Here is a 25,129-nt window from a genome sequence, read left to right on the forward strand (position 1 = left end):
CCGCGGGCCAAAAACCAAAAACCACCCACCAAAACCTAAAAGCCTGCCAGCACCGCTTCGGCGCACCGCTCCCCATCCATGGCCGCCGATACGATGCCGCCGGCGAAACCGGCCCCCTCACCGCAGGGAAACAGGCCCCGGATTTCGGGGTGCTCCAGCGTGGTCCGGTCGCGGGGAATGCGGACGGGGGCCGAGGTGCGGCTTTCCACGCCCACAATCTGGGCGGCGTTGGTGGCGTAGCCGGGAATCTTGCGGCCGAAGTCGCGGAAGCCCTGGCGCAGGCGGTCGGCGAGGCCGGCGCCCAGCACCTGCTCCATGTTCACCGACACCAACCCCGGCTGGTAGGAGGTTTCGAGCAGCTCCGGCGAGACGGTGCCCTTCAGAAAGTCGCCGAGGCGCTGGGCCGGGGCGCGCTGGGTGTGGCCGGCCAGGGCGCAGGCCCGCTGCTCGATTTCCTGCTGCAGGCGCAGGCCCGCCAGCTCGCCGTGCTGCGCCAGGTCCATATCCTCGAGCTCAACGGCCGTGACGATGCCGGAGTTAGCGAAGCGCGAGTCGCGGCGGCTGGGGCTCATGCCGTTGACCACCACTTCGCCGGAGGCCGTGGCGGCCGGCACGATAAAGCCGCCGGGGCACATGCAGAACGAAAACACGCCCCGCTGCTTGCCCTGCCACTGGGTTTGGTGGACCAGGGCGTAGGAAGCCGCCGGCAGCGGCCCCCGGTCCTGGAGGCGGTACTGGGCCTGGTCGATGAGCTGCTGGGGGTGCTCCACGCGCACGCCCAGGGCAAAGGGCTTGGCCTCGATGCGCACCCCACGGCGGTGCAGCAGCTCGTAGATATCCCGGGCCGAGTGGCCCGTGGCCAGAATTACGGCGTCGGCTTCCAGCGCCTCGCCGGTAGCCGTAACCACGCCGCGCAGGTGGTTGCTGTCCAGAATGAGGTCATCGACCCGCGTGTCGAAGCGCACTTCGCCGCCCGCCGCCCGGATGGTGTCGCGCAGGGCCGCTACCACCGCGGGCAGCTTGTTGGTGCCGATGTGGGGGTGGGCATCGACGAGAATATCGGGGGTGGCCCCGTGCTGGACCAGCAGGCGCAGGATGCGCTGAATGTCGCCGCGCTTGGTGGCGCGGGTGTAGAGCTTGCCGTCGGAATAGGTGCCCGCGCCGCCTTCGCCGAAGCAGTAGTTGGAATCCGGGTTCACCACGTGCTCCTTGTTGAGCGCCGCCAGGTCGCGGCGGCGGGTACGCACGTCCTTGCCGCGTTCCAGCACGATGGGCTTCAGGCCCAGCTCGATGCAGCGCAACGCCGCAAACAAGCCCGCGGGCCCGGCCCCGACGATCAGCACCGTGCGCCGCGCCCGGCTTACATCCGAATACTGAAACCAGGGACCAAACGTGTCGGCCGGGGGCGGGGTGAGCCAGATATCGGCCCGCAGGCGAACCAGGGGCTGGCGGCCGCGGGCGTCGATGGAGCGCTTGCGCAGGTGCACGAAATCGGCCTCGCCGGGCTCCAGGCCCGTGGCCGCCAGCAGGGCGCGGTAGCGGGCAAATTCGTCGTAGGCTACTTCCGGGGGCAGCAGCACTTCTATTTCTCTCTTAGACACAGGGTCGATTGTAGGGTGAAAGGTGTCGAGCCTTTAAACCGGGAATCAGGTTTTGGGGAGGACAAAGATACGGTACCGGTCACACTAACGGAACTGTCATCCTGAGCACAGCGAAGGACCTGCCTCTTCGCCTCTGAAAAATGCACTTCAACGCACAACGCTCTTTACCCTACACGACGATAAAAGACGTGCTCCATTGAAATCAGCTGCTGAACCTGTTTAGGGTTTCGGTTTTTTCGTCGTTTGTCATCCTGAGCACAGCGAAGGACCTGCCTCTTCAGCTACTGACAAGTCTGATTTACTGAGTAAAGCCCTTCTCCAATTGCGCGGAAAAGGGTTTTGCTCAGTGAATGACAATTGCAGTAAACGATGAGGCAGATCCTTCGCAGGCTCAGGATGACAGCCGAAAAAACAGACTGCCAAAAAACGCCGCTTATGCCGGCAGAATCCGCACCGGGCGCTTGTCGGCGTCGATGGCGACGAAGGTGAACAGGCCCGACACGGCTTTGGTGCGCTCGTCGGAATACATCTGCTCCACAAACAGGTCGACGCGCACTTTCAGGCTGGTGTTGCCCACGTGCTCGATGTTGCCGATCAGCTCCACGAGCGTGCCGCCGGGAATGGGGTGGGTGAAATCGACTTTATCCGACGACACGGTCACCATCTTGAGGCGGCTGAAGCGGGTGGCGCAGATGAAGGCCACCTCGTCCATCATGTGCAGCGTCGCGCCACCGAAGAGGGTGTCGTAGTGGTTGGTGGTGTTGGGGAATACCGCTTTGAAGATGCGGGTTTCGGCCTGGGCAATTTTCTCGGCAAGGTCCATGGGGAGCGAAAAAGGGTTTGGGAAAATCAAAAGCCCTGGGCCGGATTCCGGGAAAGCTGTGCGAACGGGAAAAATCGGGGCTACGCCGGGAGGCACGCCGGCCGAAAAGGGCCGCCCGCAGGCCTCGGCACCCGATAAAGGCCTCAGGTCGCGAAGGCACCCTTATCAACTCAGCGGAAGGCAGGTTTCCTGACTTGTACCATTCTCCCCGCCCTTCTCAGGCCGGCCGGGGCCGCCCCAATGGGCTGCGCAGGGAAGAACTATGGGGGTACTTACAGTAGCGCGTCTGTCCGGGATTCGCACCCGGTTCCCTTGGCAGGGCGGTATTACCCGCCCACCTTCCGTCGTCTGAATGGAAATCAAACTAAGAACAACGGCGGCGAAGGTAGCTGTTTTGGCCCGCGCCTCCCCCTTCCGGCGCCCTGCCCGCGCTTTAAGCGCGACATGGAGGCCAGGGGGGCCGAACGGCCGGTGCTTAAAGCGGGTCTGACCCTACTTATGCAGAAGGAGCATTCCGGGACTGCAGCAGCGACGAAGTATCTTGCCTGGGACGTTGTGAGAGGATCTGGTTACCATTGCGGGCGCGCTGCTTCGTCTGGCTCAGCATGACAAGAGTTACTCAGCAATAACGACGGGCTCTTACCCCACCATTCCTAAGTATGCCGGAAACTCCCGCTGCGCCTCATCTGTCGCCGCTGCCCGTCGCCTCGCGCCTGCGCTCCATCATCAGCGGCTCGGTGGGCAACCTGGTGGAGTGGTACGACTGGTACGTGTACTCGGCCTTCGCCCTGTATTTTGCCCCTTCGTTCTTCCCCAAGGGCGACCTCACGGCCCAGCTGCTCAATACGGCGGCCATCTTCGCGGTGGGCTTTCTGATGCGCCCGCTCGGCGGCTGGCTTATGGGCGGGTACGCCGACCGGCACGGCCGCAAAGCCGCTCTGCTGCTGTCGGTGCTGCTGATGTGCGCGGGCTCTCTGCTCATTGCCCTCACGCCCTCGTACCAGAGCATCGGGGTGGCGGCGCCGGTTTTGCTGGTGGTGGCCCGGCTGGCGCAGGGGCTGAGCGTGGGCGGGGAGTACGGCACCTCCGCCACGTATCTGAGCGAAATGGCCGACGCCAGAAACCGGGGCTTCTACTCCAGCTTCCAGTACGTGACCCTCATTGCCGGGCAGCTGCTGGCGTTGCTGGTGCAGCTGGGGTTGCAGCAGGTGCTGAGTCCGGCGCAGATGTACGCCTGGGGCTGGCGGGTGCCCTTCGTGATTGGCGCGGCGGCGGCCGTGTCGGCGCTGTACCTGCGGCGCAGCATGGCCGAAACCGAGGCGTTTGCGCAGCAGACGCTGGCTCCCGGCCGCGCCGAAAAGGGCGCGGGCCAGCTGACCGGGCTGCTGCGCTACCCGCGCGAAGTGCTGACGGTGGTGGGCATGACCCTGGGCGGCACCATTGCCTTTTACACCTTCACCACCTACGCCCAGAAATTTCTGGTGAACACCGCCGGCTTCAGCAAGGCCGGGGCCACGCTGATTTCGTTCGGGGCGCTGGCCGTTACCATCGTGCTCCAGCCGCTGTTCGGGGCACTGTCCGATCGGGTGGGGCGGCGGCCGGTGCTACTGTTTTTCGGGGTGGGCGCCACGCTGGGCACGGTGCCGCTGCTCACGCTGCTGGCCCGCACCCAGGATGGCTGGGCGGCGTTTGGCCTGCTGCTCATCGGGCTGGTTATCGTCAGCGGCTACACCTCCATTAATGCTATTGTGAAGGCCGAGCTGTTCCCGACCCACATCCGGGCCCTGGGCGTGGGGCTGCCCTACGCGCTGACGGTGGCCGTCTTCGGCGGCTCGGCCGAGTACGTAGCCCTGCTGGCCAAGGACCGCGGCGTGGAGGCGTGGTACTACTGGTACGTAACGGCCTGCGCCGCTATTTCGCTGGTCGTGTACCTGCGCATGGCCGACACCAAAAGCACTTCCCGCCTGGACGACGAAAGCCGCGGAAAGCATGTTTAACAGCTCGTCATGCAGAGCGTAAGCGAAGCATCTCGCGTGGCATCGTCAGAGTAGTAATCCTGCGTCAGCGCGCGCGATGCTTCGACCATCGGACGCCAGATGAGCAGGATCGTCCGTCGTGCAACGTGACGACCTGGCCTGGCCGTCTCCTGTTGCAGGAGCGGAAAACAAAAGCCGCGCTTCCGTATTTCAACCTCACACTCACTCTCACTTCCCAACTCCCATGCGAAACCCCGCTGCCAGATTCCTGCTCGCCGCCGCACTGTTGCTCACCGGCCACGCCTACGCCCAGGATAAAAAAATGCCCGAAGACAAATCGAAGCGCCCGAGCCCGCCGGCTACGGCCACGGCCCTGGTGGGTGGCGCCACGGTTACCATCGACTACAGCCGCCCGGCCATGAAAGGCCGCAAGGTGTTCGGCGGGCTGGTGCCCTACAACGCCGTGTGGCGCACGGGGGCCAATGAAGCCACCATCTTCACCGTGGATAAGCCCGTGAAAATTGAAGGCCAGGCGCTGCCCGCCGGCAAATACGCCCTGTTCACCATCCCCGGCGCCACTGAGTGGACCGTTATCTTCAATAAGACCGCCAACCAGTGGGGCGCCTACGAGTACGACCAGAAGCAGGACGCCCTGCGCGTAAAGGTGAAGCCAATGAAAACGGCCGCCCCGGTGGAGCAGTTCAACGTGACGACCGCCAAAGCCGGGACCGTGACGATGGCCTGGGAAAGCACGCAGGCCAGCTTCAAGGTGAGCAAGTAGCCTAAGGATTAGTACAAACCGACCGGCCGCCGCACGTACCCAACGGATACATGCGGCGGCCGGTCGGTTTGTACTGCGTACAGTTACTTCCGCGCTTCTTCCAGAATACTCTCCACCCAGCCCTTGCCCCACTCGGCCAGGTCCTGCTCGGTCCAGAGCTGGGGGTAGAAGATGCGCTTCTGGAACTTGGGAGGCAGGTACTTCTTCCAGTTGGTACCGCCCGTGGCGGCCAGGGCCGTGGGGTCGCGCTCCAGGTAGCGCACCGCCGATTTGTAGTGCATCAGGGGCCAGTTCACGTTCACGTTCACGTCGAGCTGCCTGAGGGCGCGCAGCAGACGCGGGTGCCGGCGGTCGGCTTCGGGCAGGCGCAGCACGGTGCTCCACACGTTTTTGTCGTGGTACGCAGCGGCGTGGCGGGTGAGCTGCTGGCTGTATTTCTCCTCGAACTGAATCAGGGTGAGGGCCTTGGCCCCGGTTTCCTCGATAGTGGCCCCGGCTTTCCAGTAGATGCAGCCCATCAGCTCGTCGTGGGCGGCGGCCTCGCCCAGCAGGCGGCGCTGTTCCTGGTTGAGCAGGTTGTCGAGGGCCGTGCTGGCAATTTCGATCATGCGGTACTGCACGCTCTGAAAGCCCGAGGCCGGCATCAGGGCCATGCGGAACTGCAGAAACTGCTGCTTGTCCATGCCGTCGACCATCACGTCGAACGAGTCGATCAGGTTCTCGAAATAGCGGTTGATGCGGCCCACGCGCAGTACCAGCTCGCCCACGGTGGGCTCGCGCAGGTCCCCGATCTGCTCGTACTCGCACAGGCAAAGCTTGAAGTACAGCTCCGTGATCTGGTGGTACATGATAAAGATCCGCTCGTCGGGAATCTGGGTGAGCGGGCGCTGCAGGCTCAGCAGCGTATCCAGCTCGATATAGTCCCAGTAGTTGACGTAGTCGGCGAAGAACAGGCCTTCGAGGTAGGCGGCCAGATCCTGCCCGTCGGCGGCATATTTCTGCTGCAGGCGGCGCAGCTGGTCGAGGACGGCGGGGGAGAATTCGTCCGGGGTGGGGGACATAAGCGGGTGGCTTAGGACGGGTGAAAGGACGCCGCCCGGGTGGCAACGGCGGCACAAGGAACAAAAAAGCCGCCGGATGTGCCCGCCCCGGGCAACCGCGGACCGGGCCGCGGCATCTGTGAGCGTAGCGGCGCCGCCGGCGCGGCGCCCGCCGGGGAAACTCACGGCAACAGTTGGTTTCCCGGCTGAAACCTCTACTTTTAGCCCGTATTATGGCCGAGAAAAGCAGTATTTTTGATATGATCGGGCCAGTGATGATCGGACCCAGCTCCTCGCACACCGCCGGGGTAGTCCGCATTGCCAGCGCCGCCATCCGCATTCTGGGCTCCCTGCCCACCCATGCCACCGTCACGTTTTACAACTCCTTTGCCCGCACCTACGAGGGGCACGGCTCCGACCGCGCCATCGTGGCCGGCTTGCTGGGCATGGCCACCGACGACAAGCGCATCCGCGACGCCTTCGACCACGCCAAGGCGGCCGGGCTGACCTACGTGTTTCAGAGCGTAGGCAACGCCAGCACCATGCACCCGAACACCATCCGGCTCCAGCTGCGCGACGAGCGCACCGGCCACGCCGTGGAGGTGATCGGGCAGAGCCGGGGTGGGGGCGTGATTCGCATTGTGGAAGTCGACGGCTTTCCGTCCGACTTTTCGGCCTCGCTGCACACGCTCATTATCGATGCCGACGACCGCACCGGCTCCATTGCCTTCATTGCCTCCGTCATTGCCCACGACGACTGCAACATCGCCACCATGTTTGTGAGCCGCAAGGGCCGGAACGACGCGGCCCGGCAGTTCATCGAGATGGACTCGGGCCTGCGGGCCATTACCCTGGAGTACCTGCGCCAGCTCAGCTGGGTGCAGCGCGTGACCTACATTCCGAACATCGACTAAGCGCCTGATACCAAGACAACCCTACCGGCTATGAAACCAACCCGTACTCCGCTTTCCCGCCTGGCTGCCGCCGGGGCCGGCGCCGCCCTGCTGGCGGTGGCTGCGCTGCCCGCCGCGGCCCAGCAAACGCCGCCCGTGCAGCCCCCGGCCGGCAGTCTGCCCGTCGCCGCGCCCGGCGGGCCCTACACCCTGCGCCGCGCCGTCGACGTAGCCCAGCAGAACAACCTGACCGTGCGCCAGCAGCAGCTCACCACCCAGAACACGGACGCCATTCTGCGCCAGAGCCGGGCCGCGCTGCTGCCCTCGGCCAACGCCAACGCCACCCAGAACTGGAACTACGGCACCAGCGTTGACCCGCTCACGTTCCAGTTTCAGGACCAGACCATCCGAACCAACAACTTCTCGGTCAGCTCGCAGCTGACGCTGTTTTCGGGTTTCCAGCTGCGCAACACCATCAAGCGCAACGTCCTGGATTACGAGGCGGGTCTCAACGACATCGAGAAATCCAAGAACGACATTGCCCTGAACGTGGCCTCGTCGTATCTGCAGCTGGTGCTGGCGCAGGAAATCGTGCAGGCCAATCAGGCCCGGGTGAATAGCTCACAACAGCAGGTGAGCCGCACCGAAAAGCTGCTCAAGGCGGGCAGCGTGGCCGAAAGCAACCTGCTCGATGGCCAGGCCCAGCAGGCGTCCGACGAGCTCAACGTGATTACGGCCCAGAACCAGGTTGCCTTTTTTAAGCTCCAGCTGGCCCAGCTGCTGAATCTGAATTCGCCCACCGGCTTCGAAATTGAGGTGCCCGTGCTCGCCGACCCCGACGAGGAAACCGTGCTGATAGGCAACCCCGACGGGACCTACCAGACGGCCCAGGGCCTCATGCCCGAGGTGAAAGCCGCGGAGCTGCGCACGCAAAGCGCCCTGCGCACCGTGGAAATAGCCCGCGGGACCTACTATCCGCGCCTTACGTTTGGCGGGGGGCTCTTCTCGGGGTATTCCTCGTCGCGGGCGACGCCCGTGCTCACCGGCGACTCCACCCTGACGCCGTTCCCGATCTTCGCCATCAACCCTGCCACGGGGAAGCCCGAGATGGTGCCGGGGGTTTTCGCCGGTTTCTACCAGCCCGAAACCCGCCCCCTACCCGATAAATTTATCAAGCAGGTGAGAAGCAACTACGGCAAGCAGCTGCAGTTTACGCTCTCCATCCCGATTCTGAACGGCTTCCAGGCCCGCACCAACGTGCAGCGCTCCGAAATCGGGGTGAAGCAGGCCGAGCTGCGCGCCGAGCAAACCCGCCTCACGCTGCGCCAGAACATCCAGCAGGCCTACGCCGATGCCATTGCCGCCCAGCGCCGCTACTCGGCCGCTAAGCGCCAGACCCAGGCCCTGAGCACGGCCTACCGCAACGCCGAAATCCGCTTCAACAACGGGCTGCTCAACGGCACGGACTTCAACATCGCCAAAAACAACCTCTACGGCGCCGAATCGAGCATGATTCAGGCCAAGTACGAGTTCATCTTCCGCCGCAAGGTGCTGGAATTCTACGAAGGTCGCCCGCTGGATTTGTAGGCCAGCTGCGCTGGTTTGCTCCCCCGCTTTTCGGCACAGACCTCTCCCGCGGCAGAGGTCTGCGCTTATCCTTGCGGTCGGGGCTGCGCATTACTGCCGACTACTTCCTTTATTTGCCCCATCTTTTCGCGTATCCGCCACCCTCTTATTCTCCGGGTTCCTCTTTTCTGAGCATGAAAAACAACCGCTTACTCTACATTCTACTGGCCCTACTGGTACTGCTTCTCGTCGGGTTCTTCGTGGCCAAAAAGCAGGGCTGGGTAGGGCAGCCTACCGGTACGGAGGTTATCGTATCCAAGGCCGCGGCCACGACCATCGTGGAGAAGGTGAGTGCCTCGGGCAAGGTGCAGCCCGAAACCGAAGTGAAAATCTCCCCCGACGTCTCGGGCGAAATCACCGAGCTCTACGTGCAGGAAGGCGACTCGGTGAAGAAAGGCCAGCTGCTGCTGCGCATCCGCCCCGATAACTACCAGGCTATGGTCAACATGCAGTCGGCGACGGTGAATACCCAGCGGGCCAACGTGGGCCAGACCCAGGCCCGCCTGCAGCAGCTGATGGCCAACGCCAAACAAACCGAGCTGGTGTATCGGCGCAACGCCTCGCTCTACAAGCAGAAGGTGATTTCGCAGGCCGACTACGAAGCCAGCCAGGCCGCCTATAATGCTTCGCAGGAAGAAATCAACAGCGCCCGCCAGAGCATCCGCGGGGCCCAGAGCAACGTGGCCAGCGCCCGGGCTTCGCTGGAGGAAGCCCGCCGCAACCTCGACAAAACCACGATTTACGCGCCCGTCAGCGGCACGGTGAGCAAGCTCAACGTGAAGAAAGGCGAGCGGGTGGTAGGCACCTCCCAGATGGCGGGTACCGAAATCATGCGCATCGCCAACCTCAACTCGATGGAAGTGCGGGTGAGCGTAAACGAAAACGACATTATCAACGTCGACCTGGGCGACTCGGTGGAAGTGGAAGTGGACTCCTACGCCAGCAAGGATGAGAAATTCCGCGGCCTGGTGACCAGCATCGCCAACACCGCTAAAGACGCGCTGACGGCCGAGGCCGTAACCGAGTTTGAGGTGCGCATCCGCCTGCTGCCCGACTCGTACCGCCACCTGCAGCGCACGGTGAACGGCCGTACCATCGTCCCGTTCCGCCCCGGCATGACGGCCTCGGTCGACGTAATCACCGACCGCAAAAACAACGTGCTCAGCGTACCGCTGGCCACCGTGACCACCCGGTCCGACAGCACGATGGCCAAAGAGGAGAACAAAGCGAGTGGGCCGCGGGTGGGCCGCGGTTCCTCGGCTCCGAAGGAAGCCGACGACAAGCCCGCCCCGAAACTGGACGTGCAGGAAGTCGTGTTCGTGGTGCGCAACGGCAAGGCCGTGCTGACGCCCGTGAAAACCGGTATCAGCGACTTTGCCAACATCGAAATTCTGAGTGGCCTGCAGGCCGGTGAGCAGGTGGTGAGCGGCCCGTTCCGGGCCGTAGCCAAAACCCTGAAAGACGGCGCGGCCGTGGTGGTAAAAGATGCCAAGAGCATCAACAAAGCCGCCCTGAAAGAAACGGAGGAAGAAGATAAGTAAGTAAACCGGTCGGGGCCAGGAACGAAGTAGTTTGTCCTGCGCGAGGCCGAAAGCCGTATCATAGCCGACAAGCCCTTGACGCTGGTAGCGGTCAGGGGCTTGTCGGTAAAGGAGACTTCGCCCAGTTGAGCGGCCGGATTGCTTCGCTCGCAATGACAGTTTAATTACGTTCCCATTGGAAAAAATAGCCATGCTCGGCGGCGGCTCCTGGGCCACCGCGCTGACCAAGATCCTGTCGGAAAACGGCGCCCGCGTGGGCTGGTGGCAGCGCAACAAGGACGACGTGCAGCACCTGCGCACCACCCGCCACAACCGCCGCTACCTCTCGTCGGTGGCCTTCGACCTGACCCGGGTATTTCCCTCCACTGATCTGGAGGAAGTGGTGAAGGAAGCCGACTGGCTGGTGCTGGCCGTGCCCGCCGCCTTCGTGCAGAGTGCGCTGGACAAGCTGGACCGCGACGCGCTGAAAAACAAGCGCATCATCTCGGCCATCAAGGGTATGATTCCGGGCAAGAACGTGCTGGTGACCGACTACGTGGCCGAGCGGTTCCGCCTGCCGCACACTCAGCTGGGCATCGTGGCCGGACCCTGCCACGCCGAGGAGGTGGCCCTGGAAAAGCAGAGCTACCTCACCATCGGCTCATCCGACCACCAGCTGGCCGAAGACTTCAGCGCCCTGCTGCGCAACCGCTACGTGAAGGCCCACCCCATGGCCGACCTGGACGGCATTGAGTATTTCGCCGTGATGAAGAACATCATCGCCCTGACCTGCGGCATTGCCCACGGCCTGGGCTACGGCGACAACTTCCAGGCCGTGCTGGTGAGCAACGCGGTGCAGGAAATGCGCCGCTTCGTGCACGCCATGAACCCCCAGCCCCGCGACCTGTCGGCCTCCGCTTACCTGGGCGACCTGCTGGTGACGGCCTACTCGCAGTTTTCGCGCAACCGCACCTTCGGCAGCATGATCGGGCGGGGCTACTCCGTGAAGTCGGCGCAGCTGGAGATGAACATGGTGGCCGAGGGCTACTACGCCGTGAAAAGCATCTACGAGCTGAACAAGGAGCTGAAAGTACCCATGCCCATCGCGCAGGCGGCCTACCACATTCTCTACGAAAAGATTTCGCCGGCCGTGGAGCTGGAAATACTGAAGGAGAAGTTTAGATGAGCCGTTCCAAACGTCAAGTAATCAAGTGGACATCTATCCAAAGCCAGGCTGATGCGGACCACTTGATGACGGTATACAGAAGCTTCCACGACAGCTGCATCAGGGAAATAGCGGTGCAGAATCGGGAGTTCGTGGACGAGCGGCAGGCCATGCACGTTGATAACCGCACGCTCGTCCGGCTACTGTTTCAAAGCCGGTTCCCGAAAGATTCAGTGCTGGAAATGCTGTTTGAAGACGTGCTGGATTTCAACTGGGTTCAGGATGCAAGAGGCTCAGATATCACGGCAAGCCTGATATTTCAGGCCGTGTGTCGGTGGCACAATGATGCTTTGCACCGGGCCGAGAATTTAGACTGGAGTCTGGGTGCCGAGGATAGAAATGACTACCGGTGGCTGGTCGCAGAGCAGGCTCGCTGGCGCTTGGTAGAGTCAGGCCTCGGTCCAGCCACTTTGTTGTCAGAACCAGCTGCTTCCGCGTCCTGAAACTCACTATGCCCTGGATTCTGCTCGCCCTGCTCACGGCTTTGTGCCTGGCCCTCTACAACTTCTTCATCAAGCTGGCCGCCGACCAGCTGCCGGCCGCCGTGGGCGCGGTGGTGCTGCAGCTGGTGGCTGCCCTGCTGGGCGGGCTGTGGCTGCTGAAGCTCAGGCTGCAGGGGCAGCCGCTGCCCATCACCAACAAAGGCTTGCTGCTGGCCGCGCTGGCCGGGGTGGGCGTGGGGCTGGCCGAAATCCTGACGTTTGTGGTTTTCAGCCGGGGCGTGCCCTCCTCAGTCGGGACGCCGGTAATTGTGGGCGGCTCGGTACTGCTCACGGCCGTGCTCGGGCTGGTGGTATTGCGCGAGTCGCTCACCCTGCCCCAGGGCCTGGGCCTGCTCTTTATCGTGGTGGGCATTGCGCTGCTGGCCCGCGGACACTAGAATCAGGGCCGGGCTAACGCTGAATAGCCAGCCGGACCTCCGCTGGAGTGGGTGGACCGTAACCGAAAAGAACGTCATGCAGAGCAGAGCATGACGGCCGTTTTTCCTTACGGTCCAACCACTCTAGGACAACGCCGGGACCTTGCTGACCAGGGGGGGCAGGCTGTGGTGCAGCGCCGCCTGCAGCTTGGTATGGTGGCAGGCAATGTACGACTGCAGACTACCGCGCCGGTACACGGAAATGCGCGTATCGGCGGCGTCGGGCGCCGCATCGTGCGGCGGGCAGTACTCGGCCACGGTAAGCTGGCAGTCGTTGCGGAAATCGACGATAACGTGGGCTCCGTGATTAAGCGTGTCTTGCCAGCCTCTGACCCGGGTGGGGTGCAGGCTCAGCAGCAGCGGCAGACAAGCGGTAATCTGCTCGGCCACGGTTTCCTGACAGGTATCGGACAGCGAGCCGACCGCTTGCAGCTGCTGGCGTAATTCAGCTTGCAGCTGCTGGGCAAACGATTCGGCTCGGGGTAAGCGCCTTAAAAGTCTTCTCACGGACAAAACAGAAAGGGAATGAAAGCAGTAAAGATACTTGTTCTGCTGCGGGTCGGGGTATAACTTGCTGAAAACAAGTCAAATAGTGGTAGGCCGCCCTTGGCTTCCTATCACTAGCACATTTCGCGCCGGACACCAGGGCGCCCGTTCTTTTTATCTTCATTTAATTTTTTCGGCGATGAGCATCCTGGGTAATAGCAATTTTGATGACGATGCAGCGGCCGACTTTCTGGCCGATTTCAACGATGGCCCCGGCGAAGTCGCGTTGCTCGAAGCACTGGCCCCGGCCGCTGATGCCGCGGAGGATCAGGAATACCTGGCGGCCGAAGTGGCGGGGCCGGCCCTGGCGGCCGCCGAAATCGTGGCTGCTCTGGCGGATAAGCCCTTCCCAAACTTCCCCGCCGGTTTACTCCAGCAGCTGAAAAAGCTGGACATCAGCGACCTGGAGGAATTGCGGGAGCTGGCCGCGCAGGCCGTCAGGGCCGTAGCCCAGGATTCGGAGCCGCGGGCCCAGGCCGCCGCCGCCAGCACGCTCAACGACTGGATGAATGCTCAGCAGAATCTGCTGGAGCGCCTGTCTTAAGCGCAGGCCCCACCGCTTGGCCCGCGGGTGCGAACACCTCCCCACGGGAGTATAACCCGGCCGAAGCAGGGCGAGGGGAATATTTCTGGAAGCCGTTGCAGGGCGTCAGGAACCTGCGTCAGGCGCCGGTTCACGATGGCGCTGCTGTACTCCTTAAGCAGTATTCAGGTTAGCCCAGGGCAGGTGTGACGTGGGCCGTGAGCCATCGCGGCACCAACTGACGGTCAACGGTATGGCCGCCGATCAGGTAAGTGGCGACAATCTGAAATGGGGCCGGCAGGTCGGCGGAACGGACCCGCCGGCGGTCGGCTACGATATTTTCCTCAACGGGCTGGGCGGGGTGTAGGTCGTCGGCTCCTGCAACGATACGTTATACTCGTCACGCAATGGTTTGCGAAACCGCCGTAGGGAGCGGGGCCTGATTGGCGGATAGTCGGAGCCGTGAAGCAGCTAAACGGTTGGCCCCAGGGCGGTAATGCCAAGCTGCTCCAGCTCTTCCCACACGCGGTGTACCGGCAGGCCCATTACGTTGAAGTAGGAGCCTTCCAGCTTCGTCACGGCCACCATCCCGATCCAGTCCTGCGCCCCGTAGGCGCCGGCTTTATCCAGCGGCTGACAGGTGCGGACGTAAAACCCGATTTCGGCGGGGGAAAGGGCTCGGAAATGCACCTGCGTCCGGTCCGAAAAGACGGTGCGCCGCCCGTCGCCGCTGAGCAGGCACACGCCGGTGTACACGTCGTGGGCGCGGCCCTGCAGGCGGGTGAGCATGGCTATGGCTTCGGCTTCGTCGGCGGGCTTGTTGAGCACGTCGTGGTCGAGGCACACTATCGTATCGGCGGTGAGCAGTACTTCGTCGGGCGCCAGATCGGCGCGGTAGGCGTCGGCTTTGTGGGCGGCCAGGTATTCGGCTACTGCGGCCCGGCGCAGGTGGGGCGGGTAGGTCTCGTCTACTTCCCGCAGGCGAATTTCGTAGCTCAGCCCCAGATCGGTGAGCAGCTGCCGGCGGCGTGGGGAGTTAGACGCCAGAATTAAACGGGGAGTGGAAGACATGGTCGTGGTCGTCGTCGCGGATGGAGGTAAACAGGAAGCCGCCGATGGTTTTGGGGTAGAAGAACGTGGACTTGGGCGGCATCACGGCCCCGGAGTGGCACACGCGCTCTACCTCGTCCATGCTCACTTCGTTCACGATGAAGGCCGCCCGGGCCTCGCCGCGGTCTACGCGGGTGAGGCACTCGGAAAAGGTGCGCACGTAGGCCACCCCCGGCCAGGTCCGCTGGGCATCGGGCCCCACAATGCCCAGGGCTTTTTCCAGCACGAAGAAATGCAGCACCGACAAATCCAGCGCCTTCACCTCGGCCGTGGTGTCCCAGTTGAGCTGGTCGTGCGTTTCGGGGCGGAGACGCAGCTTGTAGGCCTGCCCGCCCAGATACAGCCCAAAGGCCCAGGGCTTGCCGGCAATCAGCTCGGGCAGATCATAGGCGTCGTCCTTGGGCAAAACGGTGAAATACGGCTCCAGCCGGCCCAGAAATTCCTCGTCTGATAAATTGCCGGGCAGCTCCAGCAGCAGCCGGTGCGTCGGCAGAATGCGCAGGTCGTCGGCGGCGGCGTTGGTCAGGTACATCAGGTGGAAGTTCCACGGTTCCCGGCCCGTGGCCTGCGGGTCGGCCGCCTGCCGCGCCTGCCGGTAGGCCAGGGAGCCTTCGTAGCGGTGGTGCCCATCGGCCAGAATGACTTCGCGGGCCGCCAGCAGCTGCTGAAAGCGCCGGATAATAGCCGCATCCTGAATCACGGCCAGCACGTCGCGGGCCCCCTGGTAGTCTTCTTCGGTTTCGTAGAGCGGATCCTGAATGGCTTCGTCCAGGTACCGCTCCAGCGCAAAGTCGTCGTCGCGGTAGAGGCCGTGGGTGGCGCTGGTTTGAAACTGGGTGCGGGCCAGCAGCTCGGCCCGGTCGTCGACGGCGGCGGGCAGGGTGTTTTCGTGGCGCAGCACCACGTTTTCAGCCCAGTCGTACGCCCGGATATGGCACATAAAGCCCTTGCGGCAATATTCGCGGGCGCTGCCGGGCAGGCGGAAATACTGGTAGTAGGCGTAAATACCCGGCAAGTCGTCCTGTTGCAGAATGCCGGTCTGCTGCCATTCGGTGAGCCGCCGCAGGGCTTCTCCGGCAGCATCGGCCCCCCGCGGCACCGACAGATGGATGCTGTTGAGTGGATTGCGGTACAGGGCCTCGCGCTGCTTTTCCGACACCACATCAAACAGCGGCGACACGTACGCATCGATATGCTCACTCAGCCCGGCATTGTAGCGCCAGCCGCGAACGGGTTGAATTTCAGCCACTCTCTTGGAATTCTGAATTATGAATGTTGAATTATGAATTAGAGCGTGTAGACACTTAGCTAAAAGGGCCTTTGAAGCCATCGAAACAGTCATGCTGAGCTTGTCGAAGCATCTCTACCGAACGTTTTGCCGCAAAAAAGCGGTAGAGATGCTTCGACAAGCTCAGCATGACCGCCTTTTTCGTTAAGTGTCCACACGCTCTAGTGGATTGCGACTGTTTCGCCGCTGAATTCTGAAGTGGTGGCCTGCGCCAGCCCTGTTGCTGAAAGCGGAAAGTGGAGCAGGAACATCCAGCTCCGGCCCCGCATTTCAACTCAGAATTCAGAATTCAAAATTCAGAATTATTCAGGGCGCCAGCCGGCTCAGCGCCCAGCTCGTTCCCGCCAGCTCGTACACGATCCGGTCGTGCAGGCGCGAGGGGCGCCCCTGCCAGAACTCCACCCGGTGGGGCCGCAGAATATAGCCGCCCCAGTGTTCGGGTCGGGGTAAGGGCTCCTGGTCGGCAAAGCGGGCGGCCACGTCGTGCTCCCGCTGCTCCAGCTCCTGCCGGCTGCCGATGGGCTGACTCTGGGGCGAGGCCCAGGCCCCAATCTGGCTGCCGCGGGGCCGGCTCTGGAAGTACTCCGTCGACATGTCCTGGGGGGCTTTTTCCACCCGGCCTTCCACGCGCACCTGCCGCTCCAGGCCGGGCCAGAAGAAGGTTAGGGCGGCCAGCGGCTGCGCGGTCAGGTCGTGGCCCTTGCGGCTGTCGTAGTTGGTGTAGAACAAAAAGCCTGCGTCGTCGGGCAACCCTTTCAGCAGCACGATCCGGGCGGAAGGCTGGCCGGTGTCGCTCACCGTGGCCAGCGTCATGGCGGTGGGCTCGTCGAGGTGGGCCTGCAGGGCTTCCTCGAGCCAGGCCCGGAACTGGGGTACGGCCGTGGGGAGTACGTCGGCTTCGGTGAGGGTACGCTGGGCGTAGGTCTGGCGCAGGTCGGCCAAGTGTTGATCAATCATCCTTAGTTTGGGGAAAAAGGCGAAAGGCCGGACGTAAGGTAAGCGCCCGACAAATTTCGCCGCAAGGTAGCATTATGCGGGCAGGGGGGGAAACCTAACTATTGTAGTCTGCCGTAAGGAGAAGTCGGTCCGGGCTGGTAACCGAACCACTCCTTCACTTGTTCCGCAGGCAGCTCCCGGCGGGCTTTCCCGGGCTTCCGGCCGGACCTACCCTCGTTTTCCATCTTTAGCCTTCCCTGTTATGCCCCGGCTCCGCGACGGTAGTTTGCTGATTTCCCAGCCCTTTCTGGGCGACCCCAACTTCGAGCGGACGGTGGTGCTGATGTGCCGGCATTCGGATGAGGAAGGCTCGTTTGGCCTGGTGCTCAACCGCGACTCCAACCTGCACCTGGGCGACGTGCTGGAGCTGCCCGGCGGTGATGCTTGCCCCGCCGCCTGCCTGCCACTGGGCCTGGGGGGGCCCGTGCAGCCCGACACCCTGCACTACCTGCACCACCGCGCCGATATTCCGAATGCCGTGAGCCTGGGACAGGATGTGTACTGGGGCGGCGACTTCGGGGTCGTGCTCGGGCTGCTGCTCAGTGGTGAGCTAGGCCCTGACCAGGTGCGCCTCTACGTGGGCTATTCGGGCTGGACGGCGGGGCAGTTGGCCGCGGAAGTCAAGGAAAATGTTTGGATAGTGCATCCCAATGCTGCCGGGAAAGTATTTACTTTGGATAATGATGCCTTCTGGCGCGCTATACTGCGCGAAAAAGGAGGCCGCTTCCGCGTCCTGTCCAACTATCCCACCGACCCCCGCCTCAACTGATTTTTTCGCCTTCGCGCCTCCACTGCTGGTTTTTTGCCGGCCCTTCTCCCTGCCTTATGCTACCCGAAAATGATAACGCCGCCCCGAACCAGTCCGACCAGCCGGAAGAGTCGCCGATGAGTATTTTAGAGCGCCGACTGGCTGAAATCCAGTCCCGCCAGACCACGGGCGCGGAGCCCGCCGCCGCCGGTGCCGCTGCGTCGGTAGACTCCCCCGCAAGTCCGGCGCCGGCCGCTGAAACGGCTGCCGACCGTGCGGCTACCGCCGACATAACCGAGCGCCCCGCCCAGGGTGCGGCAGTAGCCGCTGGGGAGCCCGCCGGCGCCGGCACCGCCGAAGCTTCTGCCGATGCCACTCCCGCCGCCGGGCCCGTGGAGCGGCCGGAGCCGGTAGCTCAGGTGTCGGACCCGCTGGCCCGGGCCGAAGATCATTATGGCAGTCATAACCCGGGCGTAGAAAGTGCTCATGCTGCTGTTGCCGATCTACCGCCCGTGGCTTCAATCCCGGAGCCGGCGACGCCGCCCGCCGGCGCGACGGAGTCTGCGCCGGTGGCTCCGGCCCATAAAGCAGTACCCACGCCCGAGCCGGAAGCCCTGATCGGGGCCGATGCGCCGGAGCCTTCTCAGCCGGAAGGGGTAGCGCCGGCCGCTGTTTTTGCGCTGGAATCTGCGCAGGATATTGAAAATGCCCCGGTAGCGGTGGCGTCGCTGCCCACTTCCGCGAATGCCTCGGCTACCGAAGCAGCTGCGGAGGCCGCGGCCTTGTCGCCGTCCGAGGATGAGGAAGAGTACGTGTCCGAAACGCCGGCTCCGGACTTTGCTCAGCTTGACCTGCCCAGCCAGGCCAGCCACCTGCTCACGCTGCTGCGCCGGGCCGATGCCCGCCAGAACCGTAAGCAGATCTTCGACCTGCACCGGCAGTACGAAACCGCTATCGGCACCGACCGGACCGCGGCCCGCCAGCGCTTCACGGAGCAGGGCGGCGAAGGCGACGATTTCGCCTACGCTGGTCCGGCCGGTCATCCCGAGCTGACCAAAGCCCTCCACGAATTCCGGGAGAGCCGCGTCCGCGACGCGAAAGCGGAAGACGAGCAGCGCGCCAAGAACCTTACCCATAAGCAATACCTGCTTTCCCAGCTCCGCCAGCTGATTGAGTCGGCCGAAACCAGGGACAGCTCGGTGCGCATTAAAGCCCTGCAAACCGACTGGAAAGCCACGGGTGCCGTGCCTCAGAAAGACGCCCAGGAGCTGTGGAACAGCTACCACGCGCTGCTGGACATGTACTACAACAACCGGGGCCTGTTCTTCGAAATGAAGGAGCTGGACCGGCGGCGCAACCTCGAAGCCAAGGAAGTGCTGGTGCAGCGGGCAGAAGCTCTGAATCAGCAGCCCAGCATCAATAAAGCGTTGCAGGAGCTGCGGCAGCTGCACGAGGACTGGAAGCACATCGGCCCCGTGCCCAACGAGCAGCGTGACCCGATCTGGAACCGGTTTTTGGCGGCGTCGGAGAAGATCCACGACCGTAAAAAGGAATTCCTGACGGCCCGGACCGTTCTGGAAACGGCTAATATGACCCGTAAAACGGCCATTCTGGACCAGATCAAGCCCTACGCCGAATTCCAGACGGAGCGCGTAAACGAGTGGCGGGCCAAAACCGATGAGCTCCAAAAGCTGAAGGAGGAGTGGGATGCCGCCGGCCTCGTGCCCCGCGACAAGGCCGAGCAGCTCAACAAGCAGTTCTGGGGAGCCTACAAAGGCTTTTTTCAGCGGAAAAACCAGTTCTTCAAATCCCTGGACGAAGAGAAGAATGCCAACCTGAAGCGCAAGCTCGACCTTTGCGAGCAGGCCGACGCGGCGCTGGTGAACCCCAACTGGGACGAAGGCCGGGAAATCGTGATTCGCCTGCAAAAGGAGTGGAAGCTGATTGGCCGGGTCCCGGAAAAGCAGTCGGACAAAGTCTGGAACCGCTTCCGCACGGCCTGTGATGCCTTCTTCGAGCGTAAGAACGAGGAAGCCAAGCAGCGCGTGCACCAGGCCCAGCAGGTGTCGCAGGAGCAGGCTACGCATCTCGATGGTGTAGCCGAAACCGTTGCGGCCCTTAGCACGGACGCTCCCGGTACACTAGCCGGCTTCCAGCAGCACGTAGCCGAGTGGCGCGCTTTCGATAGCGCGGCGGGTGGCCCCCGGGGCGGGTCGGAGCGGGGAGAGGAAAAATTCCAGGCGCTGATGGGTAAATACCTGGATATGGTTCCCGGGCTGGCCTACGCCGAGCGCACCGACCTGCTTTTCCAGCTGCAAGTGGAGCGCCTCAAATCCGGCGCCGATTCGCAACAGGCGCTCTACAAAAAAGAGCAGACGCTGCGTCGCGAAATCAACGAGCTGGAAAACGACATTGCCACGCTGCAAACCAACCTGGAGTTTTTCGCCCGCTCCAAGAATGCCAACCAGCTCCGCGAGGAATACCAGGGCCGCATCGACGAGGCCAAGACCAGAATCGAGGGGCTCAAGCGCCAGCTGAAAATAGTGCGCAGCTAGCCGGTTTTGAAGTAAGGAAGGCAGAAAGGGCTTCGACTGACCGTCGGAGCCCTTTTTTGGTGGGCAAGTGATGGAAATTAAGGTTCGGCTAACTGGTTTACGTTCAGGGATAAATAACCCGACCTGGTCGGCGGCCGCGGGAAATAGTGAAAAAAACCGGTCAACAGGAATTGCGGATTCCATCTGGATGACTAGTTTTGCACCACCATTCGCCTCCTTAGCTCAGCTGGTAGAGCAACTGACTTGTAATCAGTAGGTCGCTGGTTCGATCCCGGCAGGAGGCTCTGAGTAGTCAAAACCCCTCGTAAATACTTGATTTACGAGGGGTTTTTGCTGCTTGGCAGCCAAGCAGGGTCGTGGGACAAGGACAGGGAAGAAACGGTCAGCTTTGGCTCCTAAAACCCCTGCTCCGAATCTAGGGCAGCTGTTACGGCCAGGCGTAGGCCGTTGCCAGGTCATCGAAGGTAACGACCAGGGGCCGGACTATGTATTTCATTGCCGTATCCATAGAGGTACGGGCGGCCCAGTGCGGTGGGTACACCCAGGCTACGTAGCGCACCCCCAATTGGGCTAGCTGGTTATAGTAGTATTCGCCTACCCATTGGGCCGCCCTTTCCCAATCCGAAGTCACCTGGCTATTGTCGTTCAGGATTTTTGAGCAGGGCTGGCGGCTCAGACAGTGGATGACCTCATAGCCGCTCGATAAGGCGGAGGCTTCGCTATGTTCTCCTTTCCACTCCACGTACAGCCACTGGTTGGTGGGGTCATAAGCAATGGAGAGACCCGGGGCATCAACGAGTGACTGTAGTTCCGCCATGGCTCAAGGTGCGGTATTGGCGTCGCTTTCGCAAGTAGAAGCGGTACGCCGTAAAATCCGGCCAGCCTGCCGGGGCCGGAAATACGTACTTCCGACCTCCGCATCCTGCGCCGGAAAATACTATCCGGACGGGACCCTTTTGTTGGAAACGATGGTTAGGTTTGCGCCTGTCCCGGTGCCACTCTGGCCGCCCGGATTATCCCCTCGTCTCGCTCTTTTAGCTCTTTCCCGAATTCCATGAATACAGTCAAAACAACGCTGATTCTGCTGGTTCTGCTTACCACGACCGGCTTATCGGCTACGGCCCAGAGCCTCCGCTCCACCGCCGGCGCGGCTCCGGCCAAGCTGAATGGTCTGGCGGTGGCCACCTTCGCGGGCGGCTGCTTCTGGTGCACGGAGGAAGTGTTCGAAGAGCTGCGCGGGGTGCGCGAAGTGATATCGGGCTACGCGGGCGGGAAAGAGCCGAAACCTACGTATGAGCAGGTCGGGAGCGGCCAGACCAGCCACGCCGAAGCGGTGCAGGTATATTACGACCCGAAGCAGGTGAGCTATCAGACCCTGCTGGAGGTGTTCTTCGTGGGCGCCCACGATCCTACTACCCTCAACCGCCAGGGCCCCGATGCCGGCACCCAGTACCGCTCGGTGGCCTTCTACCGTACGCCCCGGGAGCAGCAGCAGATTGAAGCCGCTATTCAGCGCGTGAACGCCTCGAAGCACTATCCGAACCCCATCGTAACCCAGGTAACGGCCTTCACCCGGTTCTGGCCCGCCGAGGCCTATCATCAGGGCTACTATCGGCTGCACCCTGAGAACCCCTACGTCCAGCACGTTTCGCTTCCGAAAGTGGAGAAATTCCGCAACGCCTACCCCGACAAGCTCAAGTCGGGCAAGGCGATGTAAGCAGCGGCTTTGGCCGCCGTGAAAAAGGGTCCGGCACAGTGCGCCGGACCCTTTTTTGTGATTATTCGGCCCGGGCGGAAAATGCCTTAGCCGGCTAGGGCGCGTAGACCGGCAGCGAAAATGCGAAGCAGGTTCCCGTGCCTTCGGTGCTGGTCACGGTGAGGCTGGAGTGGTGCAGGGCCACAATGCGGCTGGCAATGGCCAGCCCGAGGCCCAGGCCATCCTTGCTTTTCTCGCGCACCTGGTCGGAACGGTAAAACCGGTCGAAGACGTGGGGCAAATCGGTGGGGGCAATGCCGCGGCCGGTGTCGCGCACCAGCAGCGGAATGCGCTGCTGGGCATCGGGGGCGGCAATGGCTACGACTACCTGCCCGCCGGGTGGGGTGTAGCGCAGGGCGTTGTCGAGCAGATTTTGCAGCACCCGCTCAATCAGCCCCACGTCGGCGCACACGAAGGGCACGTCTTTATCCCAGCTGGCCCGGAGCTCAATAGCACGGACCCGGGCTTCGGGTTCGAGCTTGAGCAGCACGTCCTGCACCAGCTCCGTGACCGAAAACGGCTCGGGCCGGGCCACGGTCTGCCGGGCTTCGAGCTTGCTGAGCTCAAACAGCTCCGACACCAGCCGCTTGAGACTTCGGGTATTTTTAAGGATGGTTTGCAGGTAGGTTTGCCGCTCCGTATCCGTGAGCAGGTGCTGCTTGAGCAGAATGGTTTCGGTGTAGCCCTCGATGCTGGCCAGCGGCGTGCGCAGGTCGTGACTGATGTTGGCCACCAGCTCGCGGCGCAGCCGGTCGTTGCTTTGCAGGTCTGCCAGCGCCTGCTCGGTGCGGGCGGCCATATCGTTGAAAGCCGTGGCCAGCTCGCCCAGCTCGTCGCCGGGGCGGATGCCGGTGACGCGGGTGGTGAAGTCACCGCTTTGCAGGCGGCGCACGGCGGTGGAGAGCCGGTGCAGGTTCTTGGTCAGAAACGAAATCAGCAGCAGGCCGACGAGCAGGGCCGCGCCGCCGGCCAGGGTCAGGGTGCGCAGCAGCAGCCCCAGAATGTAGCTCTGGCGCAATGAAGCCGTTTCGTCGGCCGTGACCCCGCCGCCCAGCGTGATGTAGAGAATGCAGTGCGGCTGCCCGTTGCGGGTGTTGAGCCGGACGGCCGAAAACGCCCGCGCCACGGCCGGATTGCGCGGGTCGGCCCCCAGAATGGGCAGCGGCTGGGTGGCGGCCACGAAGGCCAGCACCGGGGCCATAGGAATACGGGTCAGCTTTACCTCGCCGGGTTCGGCCGAGGAGGTCAGGATGCGCCCATCGAGGCCCACGAGGTAGAGCTTGATGTTGGGGTTGATGACCATGGCCGCGTCGAAAGTCCGGCGCAGGGTGGCCTGGGGAATCTCGTTCGTAGCCTCGTCGATTTCGAGCACCTCGGCCACGGAGGCAGCCAGGCCCCGGTTGCGCTTCTGCAGATCTTCGGCCAGGTACTTCTCGGTGCTCCGGGCCAGCAGAAACACGTACACGCCGCTCACGGCCAGCAGCAGCACCACGAACAGCAGCGACAGCCGCGCCTGCAGACTTGCCGGACGCCACCCCATCAGCTTAGCCCGTCGTTAAGTTTGTAGCCCACGCCCCACACCGTAAGCACGTATTCGGGCCGGGCGGCGTCGCGCTCAATCTTCATGCGCAGGCGGTTGATGTGCGAGTTTACCGTGTGCTCGTAGCCCGAGTAGGAGTAGCCCCAAACCTGATCCAGGAGCTGGGTGCGGGTGTAGGTGCGGCCGGGGTGCTTCAGAAACAGCGCCAGCAGGTCGAATTCCTTGGCCGTGAGCTCCACTACCCGGCCCCCGATGCTGACGCGGTGCAGCTCCGTATCGAGTAGCAGGTCGCGCAGAGCAATGCGGGTAGTGGCCCCGCCCGCGAAGCCGGGTTCCTTGTCGGGGGCGGAGCGGCGCAGGCGGGCTTTCACGCGGGCCAGCAGCTCGCGCACGCTGAAGGGCTTGGTCAGGTAGTCATCGGCGCCCAGGTCCAGGGCCAGCACCTTGTCGATTTCCTCGTCCTTGCTGGTCAGCATCAGAATGGGCGTCGTCACGTGCTGCTGCCGGATGCGGCGGCAGACTTCAATGCCGTTCAGCCCCGGCAGCATGATGTCGAGGATAATCACGTCGAACTGGCCTTCAGTGGCCTGGCGCAGGCCGTCGAGCCCGTTGCGGACTATTTCGGCCTGGCAGTCGATGTCGAGCAGGTTGACCCGCACCAGATTGGCGATGTCGGCATCGTCTTCGACAATAAGGGCGCGTTTAACCATAAGGGAAAGGTAGAAGCAGGTCCCGGACAAGGTACTTAAAAATGAAGCTCAGACGCTGGGGGCCTGCTGATTGATGCGGGAAGACCAGCACTTTCCTGGTCAGAACTCCACGGCCGCGCCGACGGTGACCTGCACGCCGCTGTACACGTTGCGCAGCTTGCCGAAGCCGCCCGCCGCGTTGGTGGTCAGCCAGAGGTGCTTGGTAAGGGCGTAGTTTACGCCCAGGTCCAGCGTCGAATACGAGACGCCTTCCCCCAGGCCGATACTGGCCAGCCGGTCGGGGCGCGGGGTGCGCACGTTGCTGAGCGTGCGCACGGAGGCCGTGAGCCAGGCTTTGTCTTTCACTTTGTAGCCGAGCTGGACGCCGGCGCTGTACTGATCGGTGAAGCCCTGGGTGCGCTTGTTGTAGCCCGCTTCCAGGGTGAAGTAGGCCGGCAGCCGGCTCAGGGCATGCGACAGCGCGGCCCGGGTCCACACGTTCACTTCGCCGTCGCCGGTGGGCAGCTTCACAAAGCTGGTGGCATCCTGGCGGTCGAAGCCGCGCTCGGTGGGGTTGCCGGTCGGAATTTCCACCGCTACGCCCACTGCCAGTGGCCATTGGCCCTGCACCACGCCATAGCGCAGCCCGATTTCAGCGTCGCCGAAGCCGTGGCCTGGGGTGAACCCGGGAAAGGTGGCGCGGCGGTAGACCGGAAAGTTGAGCACGGCTTCCAGGCGGTTCGTCAGCCCATACTCGCCGTACAGGCCCACCACCTGCTGCTGAAACCGGGCCGTACGGATCGTCTGGCCCGCAAGCGTGTGGTAGCTGGTGGTATTCACCGCCGTCAGCCCCAGCTTGCCGTAGCCGTGGCCCTGCGGCCGGGTCCAGCCGCCGCCGGCTGAGCTGGGCTGGGGCCGCAGTAGCGCCGCCGTAAGAATCAGCCAAAGAAGGGCGAAAGCAGCTGGTCGCATAT

General features: G+C 63.1%; 23 protein-coding genes, 1 tRNA gene and 1 riboswitch. Of the genes, 13 read left to right on the forward strand and 11 right to left on the reverse strand.

Translation table 11 applies throughout. From position 1 onward, the window contains the following. Positions 1–35: 35 nt before the first annotated feature. Together ABD833_RS11820 and ABD833_RS11825 are read right to left on the reverse strand one after the other, a co-directional pair. Complete coding sequence (locus ABD833_RS11820) at positions 36–1,601, reverse strand: NAD(P)/FAD-dependent oxidoreductase (RefSeq protein WP_345073213.1); 1,566 nt, start codon at positions 1,599–1,601, stop codon at positions 36–38. Positions 1,602–2,034: 433 nt separating this feature from the next. Beyond that, the gene (locus tag ABD833_RS11825; RefSeq protein ID WP_345073214.1) at positions 2,035–2,424 is read right to left on the reverse strand and encodes an acyl-CoA thioesterase; all 390 of its coding nucleotides are present in this window, start codon (positions 2,422–2,424) and stop codon (positions 2,035–2,037) included. 162 nt (positions 2,425–2,586) lie between these two features. Beyond that, a riboswitch (cobalamin riboswitch) is annotated at positions 2,587–2,781 on the reverse strand. A 302-nt stretch (positions 2,782–3,083) separates the two neighbouring features. On the opposite strand from ABD833_RS11825, the gene ABD833_RS11830 reads away from it, so the two are divergent. Continuing rightward, positions 3,084–4,421 carry an MFS transporter gene (locus tag ABD833_RS11830; protein WP_345073215.1) on the forward strand — a complete coding sequence of 446 codons (1,338 nt, stop codon included), beginning with the start codon at positions 3,084–3,086 and terminating at the stop codon, positions 4,419–4,421. A 223-nt stretch (positions 4,422–4,644) separates the two neighbouring features. Then, a complete protein-coding gene (locus ABD833_RS11835; protein WP_345073217.1) occupies positions 4,645–5,181 on the forward strand; it encodes a DUF2911 domain-containing protein in 537 nt (178 codons plus the stop codon). Between the two features lie 83 nt (positions 5,182–5,264). On the opposite strand, the gene ABD833_RS11840 is transcribed toward ABD833_RS11835, so the two are convergent. Continuing rightward, complete coding sequence (locus ABD833_RS11840) at positions 5,265–6,242, reverse strand: tryptophan 2,3-dioxygenase family protein (RefSeq protein ID WP_345073219.1); 978 nt, start codon at positions 6,240–6,242, stop codon at positions 5,265–5,267. 212 nt (positions 6,243–6,454) lie between these two features. On the opposite strand from ABD833_RS11840, the gene sdaAB reads away from it, so the two are divergent. From sdaAB to ABD833_RS11870, 6 genes are all read left to right on the forward strand, one after another. Further along, complete coding sequence (gene sdaAB / locus ABD833_RS11845) at positions 6,455–7,135, forward strand: L-serine ammonia-lyase, iron-sulfur-dependent subunit beta (protein ID WP_345073221.1); 681 nt, start codon at positions 6,455–6,457, stop codon at positions 7,133–7,135. A 30-nt stretch (positions 7,136–7,165) separates the two neighbouring features. Further along, on the forward strand, positions 7,166–8,701 hold the full coding sequence (locus tag ABD833_RS11850) for a TolC family protein (protein WP_345073222.1): 1,536 nt from the start codon (positions 7,166–7,168) through the stop codon (positions 8,699–8,701). 173 nt (positions 8,702–8,874) lie between these two features. Further along, a complete protein-coding gene (locus ABD833_RS11855; protein WP_345073224.1) occupies positions 8,875–10,281 on the forward strand; it encodes an efflux RND transporter periplasmic adaptor subunit in 1,407 nt (468 codons plus the stop codon). Between the two features lie 175 nt (positions 10,282–10,456). Further along, positions 10,457–11,446 carry an NAD(P)H-dependent glycerol-3-phosphate dehydrogenase gene (locus ABD833_RS11860; protein ID WP_345073225.1) on the forward strand — a complete coding sequence of 330 codons (990 nt, stop codon included), beginning with the start codon at positions 10,457–10,459 and terminating at the stop codon, positions 11,444–11,446. Beyond that, entirely contained in the window at positions 11,443–11,928 is a 486-nt protein-coding gene (locus tag ABD833_RS11865) for a hypothetical protein (protein ID WP_345073226.1), read from the forward strand. The genes ABD833_RS11860 and ABD833_RS11865 overlap by 4 nt, the downstream gene beginning before the upstream one ends. 8 nt (positions 11,929–11,936) lie before the next feature. Next, complete coding sequence (locus ABD833_RS11870) at positions 11,937–12,365, forward strand: EamA family transporter (protein WP_345073227.1); 429 nt, start codon at positions 11,937–11,939, stop codon at positions 12,363–12,365. Between the two features lie 123 nt (positions 12,366–12,488). Here ABD833_RS11870 and ABD833_RS11875 read toward each other — a convergent pair whose 3' ends face one another. After that, on the reverse strand, positions 12,489–12,911 hold the full coding sequence (locus tag ABD833_RS11875; RefSeq protein WP_345073228.1) for a hypothetical protein: 423 nt from the start codon (positions 12,909–12,911) through the stop codon (positions 12,489–12,491). Positions 12,912–13,089: 178 nt separating this feature from the next. Between ABD833_RS11875 and ABD833_RS11880 the strand changes: the two genes are divergently transcribed. Next, positions 13,090–13,494, forward strand: a complete 405-nt coding sequence (locus ABD833_RS11880) for a DUF4259 domain-containing protein (RefSeq protein WP_345073229.1) — start codon at positions 13,090–13,092, stop codon at positions 13,492–13,494. A gap of 450 nt (positions 13,495–13,944) precedes the next feature. Here ABD833_RS11880 and ABD833_RS11885 read toward each other — a convergent pair whose 3' ends face one another. From ABD833_RS11885 to pdxH, 3 genes are all read right to left on the reverse strand, one after another. Continuing rightward, complete coding sequence (locus ABD833_RS11885) at positions 13,945–14,544, reverse strand: Maf family nucleotide pyrophosphatase (protein WP_345073231.1); 600 nt, start codon at positions 14,542–14,544, stop codon at positions 13,945–13,947. After that, a complete protein-coding gene (locus ABD833_RS11890; protein ID WP_345073232.1) occupies positions 14,510–15,832 on the reverse strand; it encodes a DUF1015 domain-containing protein in 1,323 nt (440 codons plus the stop codon). The genes ABD833_RS11885 and ABD833_RS11890 overlap by 35 nt, the downstream gene beginning before the upstream one ends. A 345-nt stretch (positions 15,833–16,177) precedes the next feature. Beyond that, entirely contained in the window at positions 16,178–16,828 is a 651-nt protein-coding gene (gene pdxH / locus ABD833_RS11895) for a pyridoxamine 5'-phosphate oxidase (RefSeq protein ID WP_345073233.1), read from the reverse strand. Positions 16,829–17,069: 241 nt separating this feature from the next. Here pdxH and ABD833_RS11900 point away from each other — a divergent pair, with 241 nt between their 5' ends. The 3 genes from ABD833_RS11900 to ABD833_RS11910 all read left to right on the forward strand — a co-directional run bounded on the left by ABD833_RS11900 (position 17,070) and on the right by ABD833_RS11910 (position 20,454). Then, on the forward strand, positions 17,070–17,636 hold the full coding sequence (locus tag ABD833_RS11900; protein WP_345073235.1) for a YqgE/AlgH family protein: 567 nt from the start codon (positions 17,070–17,072) through the stop codon (positions 17,634–17,636). Positions 17,637–17,692: 56 nt separating this feature from the next. Then, complete coding sequence (locus ABD833_RS11905; protein ID WP_345073236.1) at positions 17,693–20,170, forward strand: DUF349 domain-containing protein; 2,478 nt, start codon at positions 17,693–17,695, stop codon at positions 20,168–20,170. Between the two features lie 211 nt (positions 20,171–20,381). Continuing rightward, positions 20,382–20,454: transfer RNA gene (locus ABD833_RS11910), tRNA-Thr, on the forward strand. A gap of 143 nt (positions 20,455–20,597) precedes the next feature. Here the strand turns inward: ABD833_RS11910 and ABD833_RS11915 are convergent. Further along, positions 20,598–20,987: a hypothetical protein gene (locus ABD833_RS11915; RefSeq protein ID WP_345073238.1), complete on the reverse strand. Its 390-nt coding sequence runs from the start codon at positions 20,985–20,987 to the stop codon at positions 20,598–20,600. A 237-nt stretch (positions 20,988–21,224) separates the two neighbouring features. Between ABD833_RS11915 and msrA the strand changes: the two genes are divergently transcribed. Continuing rightward, complete coding sequence (gene msrA / locus ABD833_RS11920) at positions 21,225–21,887, forward strand: peptide-methionine (S)-S-oxide reductase MsrA (RefSeq protein WP_345073239.1); 663 nt, start codon at positions 21,225–21,227, stop codon at positions 21,885–21,887. Positions 21,888–21,981: 94 nt separating this feature from the next. Here msrA and ABD833_RS11925 read toward each other — a convergent pair whose 3' ends face one another. From ABD833_RS11925 to ABD833_RS11935, 3 genes are all read right to left on the reverse strand, one after another. After that, the gene (locus ABD833_RS11925; protein ID WP_345073241.1) at positions 21,982–23,466 is read right to left on the reverse strand and encodes a sensor histidine kinase; all 1,485 of its coding nucleotides are present in this window, start codon (positions 23,464–23,466) and stop codon (positions 21,982–21,984) included. Continuing rightward, positions 23,466–24,176, reverse strand: a complete 711-nt coding sequence (locus ABD833_RS11930; protein WP_345073242.1) for a response regulator transcription factor — start codon at positions 24,174–24,176, stop codon at positions 23,466–23,468. The genes ABD833_RS11925 and ABD833_RS11930 overlap by 1 nt, the downstream gene beginning before the upstream one ends. Positions 24,177–24,275: 99 nt before the next feature. Then, positions 24,276–25,127 (reverse strand): hypothetical protein, encoded by an 852-nt coding sequence (locus ABD833_RS11935; protein WP_345073243.1) that lies wholly within the window; start codon positions 25,125–25,127, stop codon positions 24,276–24,278. Positions 25,128–25,129 lie beyond the last annotated feature (2 nt).

Source organism: Hymenobacter fastidiosus (assembly GCF_039539565.1).
Taxonomy (GTDB): domain Bacteria; phylum Bacteroidota; class Bacteroidia; order Cytophagales; family Hymenobacteraceae; genus Hymenobacter; species Hymenobacter fastidiosus.